This is a genomic window from Natronincola peptidivorans (assembly GCF_900111615.1).
Classification (GTDB): Bacteria; Bacillota; Clostridia; order Peptostreptococcales; family Natronincolaceae; genus Natronincola_A; species Natronincola_A peptidivorans.
Genome location: NZ_FOHU01000015.1, coordinates 63764 through 74160 on the forward strand (window position 1 = coordinate 63764; position 10397 = coordinate 74160).

10 protein-coding genes are annotated in these 10397 nt (G+C 36.3%); 4 read left to right on the plus strand and 6 right to left on the minus strand.

All coding sequences use genetic code 11. The features are described 5' to 3' along the window. Window positions 1-14: 14 nt before the first annotated feature. Window positions 15-2165, minus strand: a complete 2151-nt coding sequence (locus BMX10_RS14075) for a hypothetical protein (protein WP_090445624.1) — start codon at window positions 2163-2165, stop codon at window positions 15-17. A 209-nt stretch (window positions 2166-2374) separates the two neighbouring features. Between BMX10_RS14075 and BMX10_RS14080 the strand changes: the two genes are divergently transcribed. Together BMX10_RS14080 and BMX10_RS14085 are read left to right on the plus strand one after the other, a co-directional pair. Further along, window positions 2375-2923, plus strand: coding sequence for a biotin transporter BioY (locus BMX10_RS14080; RefSeq protein ID WP_090445627.1), 549 nt, complete (start codon window positions 2375-2377; stop codon window positions 2921-2923). A 114-nt stretch (window positions 2924-3037) separates the two neighbouring features. Further along, entirely contained in the window at window positions 3038-3970 is a 933-nt protein-coding gene (locus BMX10_RS14085; protein WP_090445629.1) for a Na/Pi cotransporter family protein, read from the plus strand. Window positions 3971-4048: 78 nt separating this feature from the next. On the opposite strand, the gene BMX10_RS14090 is transcribed toward BMX10_RS14085, so the two are convergent. Continuing rightward, entirely contained in the window at window positions 4049-5272 is a 1224-nt protein-coding gene (locus BMX10_RS14090) for a Zn-dependent hydrolase (protein ID WP_090445632.1), read from the minus strand. 297 nt (window positions 5273-5569) lie between these two features. Further along, complete coding sequence (locus BMX10_RS14095; RefSeq protein ID WP_090445635.1) at window positions 5570-6445, minus strand: AraC family transcriptional regulator; 876 nt, start codon at window positions 6443-6445, stop codon at window positions 5570-5572. Between the two features lie 163 nt (window positions 6446-6608). Between BMX10_RS14095 and BMX10_RS14100 the strand changes: the two genes are divergently transcribed. Further along, a complete protein-coding gene (locus BMX10_RS14100) occupies window positions 6609-7187 on the plus strand; it encodes a hypothetical protein (protein ID WP_090445638.1) in 579 nt (192 codons plus the stop codon). Window positions 7188-7361: 174 nt separating this feature from the next. On the opposite strand, the gene BMX10_RS14105 is transcribed toward BMX10_RS14100, so the two are convergent. From BMX10_RS14105 to BMX10_RS14115, 3 genes are all read right to left on the minus strand, one after another. Beyond that, complete coding sequence (locus BMX10_RS14105; protein WP_090445641.1) at window positions 7362-8093, minus strand: CPBP family intramembrane glutamic endopeptidase; 732 nt, start codon at window positions 8091-8093, stop codon at window positions 7362-7364. A 264-nt stretch (window positions 8094-8357) separates the two neighbouring features. Beyond that, on the minus strand, window positions 8358-8570 hold the full coding sequence (locus BMX10_RS14110; protein WP_090445644.1) for a hypothetical protein: 213 nt from the start codon (window positions 8568-8570) through the stop codon (window positions 8358-8360). 130 nt (window positions 8571-8700) lie between these two features. Next, on the minus strand, window positions 8701-9528 hold the full coding sequence (locus BMX10_RS14115; protein WP_090445645.1) for an endonuclease VIII: 828 nt from the start codon (window positions 9526-9528) through the stop codon (window positions 8701-8703). Between the two features lie 309 nt (window positions 9529-9837). On the opposite strand from BMX10_RS14115, the gene BMX10_RS14120 reads away from it, so the two are divergent. Further along, window positions 9838-10397, plus strand: a 560-nt coding sequence (locus BMX10_RS14120) for a B3/B4 domain-containing protein (RefSeq protein ID WP_090445647.1), incomplete at its 3' end; no start/stop codon positions are given.

Below are 10397 nucleotides of genomic sequence, written 5' to 3' on the forward strand. Positions count from 1 at the left end.
GCCTCATCCATGCATTATATATAAGTAAAGGTAAACTTATCATATAATTTTTCATAGATTCCCTCGGCTTCTCCTGTAAGAGCCTCTGCAAAATATCTTTCTATATTGGGTTCTCCCTGCAGCCATAGCTTAAATTCCTCTATAGCCTCCTTTAATACCTCTCTCTTTCCACTATAAAAAGCCTTTTGTATATTGGTAAAATGGTTTATGGCTATTATGGTGTCTCCTGGTTGACGGACACATTCCAATGCCTTGTCCATATACTTTACTGCTAACTTTGGTTTGCTCTTTTTATAGAGAATCATTCCTATATTTTTATAAATCAATTGCCAAGGGTTACTGCTTGTATCATAGTCCATCTTTTTGAAATCTAAGGATAAGATTCTTTCTAGGAAAGCATCGTCTATTCTATCCATATATAGTTGATGCAACCCTTTTATATAGGTATAGAATCCAAAGGCAGCCTTTCCCTTGCTATTTTCTAGATAGTCCAGTTGTTTATGGATTCCCTCCATTCCTCCAAAATAGCTTGGGGCATATTTTGCATATACAGCTAGGTTTTTTTGATCACTGGCAAAGTTTAAAATATGAGAGGTGGTTATTTGACTATTGCCCTCATCCATACCAAACTCCTTTAAGGCTTCTTCAAAATAATGTAGGGCTTCAGGATTTCTTTTAAAAGCATAAAACTGTCCTAATGAGCTCAAAACCCTCCCCCTAGAGGTCATTCTTGCTGACATACTGCTGTTTGTCTCATTTAGCTCAGATATATCTATCCTAGCTTTTTTCAAAATATCTAAGCAATCCAATGTATAGCTTTGCTTTTCAATGGCTCCATCAAAATCGAATTCATTGACATAGATTTGAATGCTTCTGTTTAAAGTTGTCAGGTAAGTCTCTATAGGAACATATTCCTTAAGCTCTTCACAGATTTGATAATAAGGATTCTTCTTACCTCCCATCCCCTGATGATTATAAGCCCTGATACCAACATCCGCCAAATGGTAAAGAGTTGCTTTATCTATCTTATCTTCTCTCTCTTTTACTAACCTCCATAGTTCATCAAAAATAGTGATGCCTTCATCATAGTTGATATGGTCTCTGGTATAGTAGGCATCTAACTGTGAGATATACACCCCCGCCTGGTTTAAATCAAAGGCATTTTGAAGGTTTTCTTGAATCTTCTTGAACCAATTGTCTTGATAATATTTTGAAAAGTCACTTTCAATATGTCTTGCTTGATTCAATGCCCTTACTGTTCCTATAAAGTCCTTTCTTTCGTATTTCTCCATAATCTCTTGATATACACTATCAAGATCATCATAGGCCCAAAGATAAGGTTCATTTTCTCCAGTATAGCTTTTGGCCCAATCATGAAGGCTTTGCATTCCATAATTTTGCCGATTTAGCTTCAGCCTTCTCTTAAAGCAATTGCAGATGGTATCTGCCAGATAAAGAAAAGCCATGTCTACACTTTCTTCTTTATAGTTAATGGATTGAATGTTCATTGATTCAAACCTTGTGGTATATCGCTTAGGAGAGTTCATAATCATGGAAGCCAATGCAGTTTTAAAGGTTTTTTGATCCGTAGAGAAAAATTTATATTTTTTCCCACCTTCTATTTCATTTCCTGGGTAGCCTAGGGTTATAAACTCCTGAAGCTTTTCCTTCTCATGCTTTTTTATAACAGAAACCCTAGTTGGTATTTCCAGACGTATAGCTTCCTCATCCTTTGTATCTATATTACTAAAAAGTATGTTTCGTAAAAGCCCGCTGGTCATGTGCTCATATAGATTGTTGGCCCTTCTATCGTCCACCAAGTTACTGATATTCATAAAATCTGCTCTTTCTTTTCTGCTTTTTATCATACAGATCAGATGATACTTACCGTTCTTAGTGAGATATTCCTTTAAAGGCTTCTCTATGTTTTCTTCAAAGTAATTAACCTTTTTCCTGTTTTGAGCGCCTCTATCATAATGCATATCATTAGGAAAGGTCAATTTCTCATCTTCAAACACAAACCCTTCGCAGGTTTCCTTTAGGAAGTTAAATAATCGCAGCTTCTCTTCATGATAGTCCTCCCCTGTATAAATATATCCTCCAACAAAACTAACTTCATTGTTACTACTAAAATGTCCAAATTCATCAATGGCGATGGTAAGCATTGTCTCTCCTCCTGTGCATTCATTTATAATGTTTTCGATTTTAATATATTCGAGATTATGCCTAATTCTTCCTCTAATTTCAGCATTTTTCTTCCCAACAATTTTAGAATTCGTTAACCTTTAATTCTTTATAGGTTGACATTTATTTTGTGAATGTTTATAATAGTCCTATATTAATTTTGAAATCCTTTTACCAAGGAGGTACCAACATGTCAAAAAAAATAACCATAAAAGACCTTACATATTCTAGTCTTTTTGCAGCACTGATCATCGTTTTAGGATTTGTTTCAATCCCTTTACCTTTTTCACCGGTTCCAGTTACAGGACAAACCTTAGCCATCATGCTGGCTGGCTGTATTCTAACCAAGAGACAAGCTATCTTTAGTGTATTAACCTTCCTGTTTTTAGGAATCATTGGCCTTCCTGTTTTTGCTGGGGGTATAGGTGGCATTGGGGTAGTATTCGGCCCAAGAGGGGGTTATCTGATAGGCTTTTTAGTTGGTGTCATGGTGATAAGCTTGTTGAAGGGTAAAGGCACCAAGCTAAGCCTTTTAGCCCTTGCCAATGTTGTTGGAGGAATTATTGTTGTTTATGCTATCGGTGTCATCTGGTTAAGTGTTGTAGCTGGCATAGGATTAAATGAAGCCATTGTTGCCGGAGCACTGCCTTTTATTCCTGGTGATATTGCCAAAGTAGTAGTGGCAACGCCCTTAGCCTTGGTTATTAATGAGAGAGTAGGGAAATTGGTAACAGCTTAATCATAAATACCTTAAAAGCTTTAGATACCTATTATTTTGATAGGTATCTTTTTTGTTAAAAATTTTAGTTTTATCCCTCGTTTTATAACGTATATTTTATGAGGGGGGATTTCAATGTTGATGGTTATATCAGGTATATCTACTGGCTTAGGCTTGTTTTTACTGGGAATGCGGTTTTTGACAGAGGGGCTGCAACAAATTACCTCAAGTCGATTGAAAAGCTTCATCAGAAATATGCATCTTCATCCTATCTTGGGGGTACTCATCGGCATTCTTACTTCTGCCCTTTTGCAATCCAGCAGCGGTGCTACTGTCATCGTAGTAGGTTTAGTGGAGGCAAGGCTCCTTACCCTTTATCAAGCAACCCCTATTATTATGGGTGCAAATATTGGTACCACTGTTACAGCCCAGCTTATAGCATTTCAACCGAATCAATATATTTTCATACCTCTGATGATGGGTATATTTCTATCCTTTCACAAAAAAAATAGGAAGCTTCGTTTTGCAGGAGAAGCATTGCTAGGCTTTAGTCTTATTTTTGTCGGCATTGATTTATTAAGCAGGGGAGTTGCTCCTTTAGAAAGTCTTATCCGATTTCAAGAAATTCTTTCAGAGTTTGGTAACAATCCTCTATTGGGCATCCTGATGGGATTTTGTATTACTGCCATTATTCAGAGTAGTGGTGCTGGGATTGCCATATTGCAATCCTTAGCTTCAAATTCTCTGATATCCTTATCCAGTGCGGCTATTATCCTTTTGGGACAAAACATAGGTACCTGTGTTACCACATTACTGGCAAGTATCCGCCTTTCTCCCATAGGAAAAAGAGCAGCGGTGATTCATCTGCTCTTTAATCTTCTTGGGGTTATCCTTATTTTCCCTTTTATCAATTTTTTAACCAACATTTCTGCTTCATTGTCCCCCTATAATGCCGCTAGACAAGTAGCAAATGTCCATACCTTATTTAACATCATGGCTACTGCTGCCTTTGTTCCCTTTGTAGGTTTTTTTGTGAAGGCATCAGAGTGGTTGATAAAGGGAAAATAGCAAGGGCTCCTATCTCATTTATATTATTTTTTAGCCTTTACGCTAGCTCATTGAGCTGTGTTGTAGTAAAGAATGATTTTATTTCTTGTCAATTTCTAACACTGTCTGAAGAACTACATTTATGCCTCTCCAGCACTCTTCAACTGATGTGTACTCTGGTTCACAATGGCTGTGACCATCCTTGCTTGGTACAAAAACCATAGCAGTAGGCATCATATCAGCAACATACTGAGCATCGTGACCTGCACCACTATACATTTTCTTACTTGAATAACCATAGGCATCAGCACTCTTTTGAACAAAGCCAACTAGTTCATCATTAAAATCAACTGTATTACGGGCCCATGCTTCTTCGTACTTCACTTGACACTTATCAAATTCTTTAGGCATGTTCTTGATTACTTCCACAACCTGCTTAATAACTTCTGGGTCCTTATGTCTTGCATCTAACGAGAAGTCAATAAAGTCTGGAATAACGGTATGTACATTGGGATGGCAAAGAATCTCCCCTGTTGTGTAAACAAGATTGCTATCAAGCTTATCAAGCTCCCTATGTAAATATTTTATAGCAGAGGCTGCAGCTAGAAGAGCATCTCTTCTGTATTGCATTGGTGTGGTTCCTGCATGATCAGATTGTCCATAGGTCCTGATTCTATAGTTAACCATTCCTACAACACCCTCTACAACACCAATTTGCTTTTCTTCAGCTTCAAGCACAGGTCCCTGCTCAATATGTAATTCTAGCATAGCCCTATAATCCTTGGGATTAAGTCTATTGATTTCATCACCTATATAACCGCTCTCCTCTAGAGCTTCACCAAAGGTTTTTCCTTCAGCGCTCTTTGAAGCCAGCATCTTGGCTTTGTCGAACTTACCACAAACAACACCTGAGGACATCATGGCAGGCGGATAAAGAGATCCCTCTTCATTTGTCCAAATCATAGCAGTAATGGGATATCTATGAGGAATTTTTTCTGTAACAATTGTTTCGACTACCTCCATTGCTGTTATAACCCCTAGAATCCCATCATAGTTCCCACCATTTCTCACGGAGTCAACATGTGACGCTATCACAATCCTAGGTAGATTTGCCTCTGTTCCTTGGATGGTTGCGTACATATTGGCCATATCATCTGTTACGATTTCAGCACTCAACGCCTCCATTCTCTTAACAAATTCCTCCCTAGCCTGAAGGGCTTCCTTCGACAAAGAAAATCTTGTAATACCTCCATTTCCGGTATCACCAAATTGAGCGAAGGTCTCAATTTTGTTTTGTACTCTTTCTTTACTACAGGTTTGCATACTGCTTACCCCCTTTTTTAGTAATAATCTCTTTAATAAAGTAGTTCAGTTGCTCAACAGCTTTATATATTAGATTATGATTATATGCATTATTATATCATATTTTCAAAAAATTCTTAATTTTTAATTTTTTTATATACTAAAGTTTTACCTTCACCACAGCATCTCTTTTTTAAATTTACTCTATGTCTTTTGAAATCTACCCTTTCATTTGCAATTATAGGTGTCTTTTCTCTTATATATAAAATCTCAATAAAAAGAGAGGAGCCCATTGCCTCCTCTACTAACATCTTAACATTATTCTCTCTTTGAAACCGGTATCCATATTTCACTTTTGAAATTTGGTGAGTTTAAATCTTTATCCTCATTCCACAGGATCTCTGGGCCTTCAGCCTGCTGATAGCTTGAGGATAAAAACCACTCGGAGTAGATACGTCCCCATACATCCTGCAGGGTATCGGGAAATGGTCCCACCGCCTCAAATACTGCCCATGTTAAAGCTGGTACTTCAAGCTGGGCTAGGTTTTCTGGGGACTTTTCTGTTGTTGCCACCCCTATATAATGGTCCAGTTCTCCTTTTTCCTCCATTCTTCCTTCTGAAAAATTGGTGGATCCACTGATCATTCCAAAGGGTTCAATATTGGAAAGGGCTTTAAGCTGCTGTATCGTTTCATCCGTTAAGCTTTCCCACATAGCTGCGATTGCTGGATTAACTCCATGGTAAATCAGAGGAACTCTCTTCATCAACCCTACAATACGAAAGGCTTCCTTCTCTACAATTCGGTAATTCATTTCATTTCCTCCCTTAATGGATAATTGAAAGGTCATGGGTGGATAAGCTTTTAGTGCTTGACTATGATTTCTGACCTCAGATGGCGTTACACCATGCATACTTTGAAAGGCTCTTGTAAAGGAGTCTGGTGAGCTGTATCCATATTTAATGGCAACATCTATGATTCTGACCTCACTATGGATCAGTTCAAAAGCTGCAAGGGTAAGACGTCTCCTGCGAATATACTCAGACAGCGGCACTCCCGCTAGAAAAGAAAACATCCTTTTAAAATGATATTCTGAGGATAGCGCCAGTCGAGATACTTCCTTGAAATCAATCTCATCCGTAAGATGATTTTCAATATAGCTTAATGCTTCATTCATTTTTTTAATAGAATCCATTTCTATGACCTCCCTTCTATCAATAGAATAACAGAAAACTCAGCTGTCTATCCTACATTTCCTGCACAGTTATGTGGGGTTATGGATTGTTTCCCTTGCTAATAATATCCAGTTAAAAGCTAGTGGTGGAATGTGCTAAAATAGAATTAGAAAGGGTGGTATTATGTTAACTAATCTTGGTGTTATTATTTCACTACTGGGTATTATTTTTTTCACACTTATCTATATAAAAATGTTACGTACTAGACTTTTTGATAAATATTTTCAAATCCAATTAGAGGAAAGCTATAATTTGGATGATTTGTTCCCAATAAAAATTAAGGGGCATATTCTTCCTAAGGTTGATTATTTGGATATACCTTATGGGAGCTTATCTATTAAAATAAGTACCAAGACCATCCGTGGAACTATTGTAGACAACACGGTATCCTTAGAGCTTATTCAACTGAAGGATAGGAAAAAAGCAATTTATTTAATTAAGAAGCATTATACCAAAGCAGTCAAGTCCTATATAATAGATACTATCAAAAATAAAAAAGAATTTATAGAGCTTTTTATCATGTCAGAAAAACAAAAGCAGCATATGAAAAAAATTGCTTGTGATACCTGTAAGCATAAAATGCAATGCGAAATCGCTTTTACTCAATGTAGTTATGAGAGGAAAGCTAAAGATGCTATACTAAATAAAGGTTTCCACATCAATACCGATAAAAATTATGAACTAGACAGCTTAGCCAACTAGAAATTATGAAAAAAACTCCTTTCCAGCTTGAAATTATATCTAATTCTTGCTGGGAAGGAGTTTTCTTAACGTCAAAATTCATCAGTTATTTTCTCTTTTTTTATGACCTTGAATTTGTTAGTAATAAAGATATGTGATTTATTTGATTAAAATCTTCTCTCATAACTCCATATTTTATCCTACAATACCCAAAATCAATAGAATATCCACTGGCGCACCAACAAGTGCATGCATGATAATGACAATCCAAAGATTCCTTGTTTTATGATAGGTATATGCAATGGCTAAAAAGATTGGCAATAACAAAATAGCCATCCATCCCATATATAGATGAAACACAGCATGAAGCATGCCATTTACAATCCATGACCATTTTCCAAACAACATAACTTGTCGTTTATACAATATACCTCTCCATAGCAACTCCTCTCCTACAAAGTTGAAAAAGAATCCAATAGGCAACAATAACAGAAAATAGAATTCCCTTCCTTCTAAAGGTCTCAATTCTATAGGTGAAATAGATTCAATTTCTTCCATTCCAAATGGTAAAGGCAAGAACTCAATTGCAATTGCAAATATGATAATAAGTAAAATAGCAGCTAATAATGTCCCAACCATTAGAAGCAATTGCTTGCCTTCAATTTGTCTCAATTCTATCCTTTTTTTAATAGCAACCCAATTCCATTGGGGATCTTCGCATTTCAAATAAATCAGAGCTGTAATAAATATAGGTATAAAAACTAAGACAGTATTCACAAGTTGTGCAATCAAGTAAGGATTGGCATCACTTTTTTTAACTGCTAACGGTAAAACAACAAAATTGCTGAAAGCAAAAATGATTCCAAAAATCAGTGATGGCAATGATACGGCTACAATTTCCTTTTTTCTATTCAATCGTGTTCCCATTGATTCCCCCCTTAATTTATTACTACACCCAAAATACAAAAGATCAGCTTATCAACCTTTTATATCTTACAACTAGTTTTCTATATTTATTTCATGTATAAGACAAAAAAATTCTTAACCATTAGAAGGTATGATCAAACCTATGAATTACATCTTGCAGACTTAGAGACATCAGATCTCCAGTTTTTCTGTTTAAGGTCTTTTATGAAGAATATAGCACTCTTTTTATTCTATTAGAAGCTAAACTAACACTGTATTAAAAAGCTATTGAAGGATTCCTGTTGATACCAGAAAACCAGTAACTATCAATACTATGCTTATCATATATAATGCTCCAGCTGTAGCATTATCTCCTAAATATTTACGTAATATTTTTGTATTATAAAAATTCCAAAAAAAGCTATGCTTTTTATAGGTTATAAATCCAAGAAAAAGGCCGATGAATACCAGCATAATTCCAGCTCCCACATGATCCATATTAATCCTCCAATACCTCATTTGATTTTATTATACAAAAGAAAAATGCCCTGCCATGTAGGATGTGTAATTCCCGGGCAAATGAGGCTTTTCTGAACCCAAGAGCATTTGCATTTTCTTTTTCCTCGTCTTATTCCGGCTGGCATCCTTTGCAGTAGTAGATACTTCCGCCAAGATAGGCTTCTTTGATGATATCGCTGCCACAAAGACTGCACGGCTCATTGACGGTTTTTTTGCTCAGCTTAGTGGCATAGCCCCCTGGGCATCCAAATAAATCCTTCTCTATGTCTCGTCCTCCCTTTACAACCATATCCTGCAAAGTAAATTTGATTGAGTGATATAGCTTCTCCCTTTCTTCCTCTGAGAGGGTTAGGATCTTTCTTTTTGGATGAAGCTGTGCGTTAAATAGGATATCCTGCAATACACCATTGCCAAGGCCCGGTATACGCTGCTCTGTAGCTAAAACAAACTTTAAACTTTTCTTTTGTAGGTTTTCATCTGCTATAAGCTTCTCAAAATAATCTAAGTCAAATTCCTCTGACAATGGAGACGGCTTTTCTTTGGCTATTTTGTAATAGATATTATCAAATTCTCCATCTTTAAAACACCAAATACCGCCATACATTTGAATAGATGCAATCAGTGCAGATTCATCCTCAAACTGTACAAACAGCTGGTGCTTTTTCGGCAATTTTTCACCCTTCATTAGGTATCTTAAATTGACACCTTCACCTAGCAGCAGTTTTGTATCTCCTAAGCTGATTTCGATAAAGCCCCCAAAGACATCAACCTTTTCTATGCTTTTTTCACTCAATTTTGTATCATACTCACTGGGATCACCAAAAAACCAAGCAAACTTGTGGGGTGATTGATTTGTCGTGACATGGTCAATTCTTTTTCCCTTTAATGCTTCGCATATTTGCTGGGATAACACAATAGCTTCTGGTATTTCAATCATACTTATTCCCCCTTTGAATATAACCCATCATGGATTATTAATCTCTATTTCAGTTTCTCTTCTTAAAAGCATTGACATTTTCAATAATGGTAACGAATGTTTGGAAAATAATCCTTCTTATTTCAATTATTTACATTCGCCAGATATCTCATTTTACCTTTTTTCCTTTTCGTGTTTTTCTTTCCTTAATCCATGAAAGAATAGTTTTTTTATATAAGAGCATTAATTTTTCAGATTTTTTTCGTCATCTATTTTCCACTTGATTCCATTTTTACCATAATGTATAATCAACCATAGAGGAGTGATGATATGCGATATACAGTGGATCCATCGGTTTTTGATATGAGCTCAGATATTAAGATGGGAATCATAATAGGAAAAAACTTAAAAAACTCAGAAACTACCAAAGAGGATGAAAAAAGATTAAGAAGTGCTGAAATAAGGATGCGAGAAACCATTAATGCTAATCAGGTAAGAGATCTTCCAAATGTTTCTCTTTACAGGGAACTTATGACCAAAGCTGATATTAATCCCAATCGATTCCCTCCTTCAGTAGAGGCCATGTTTAAAAGAATCCTCAAGGGGGGACAGCTGCCATTAATCAATGCATTGGTTGATTTATGCAATGCTGTATCCATAGAGCAATGCATCTCACTGGGGGCTCATGACTTAAAGGATATACATGAGGATTTAGAGGTTCGTTTTAGTAGAGAAGGAGATGTTTTTCTTCCTTTTGGTGCAATGGAATATGAAAAGGTAGATGCAGGAGAATTGACCTTCACAAGCGGAAATGTTGTACAGACTAGGAAATGGATTTGGAGACAAAGTGAGCTGGGTAAAACAACAGTTGATAGTAAAGATATTTTTTT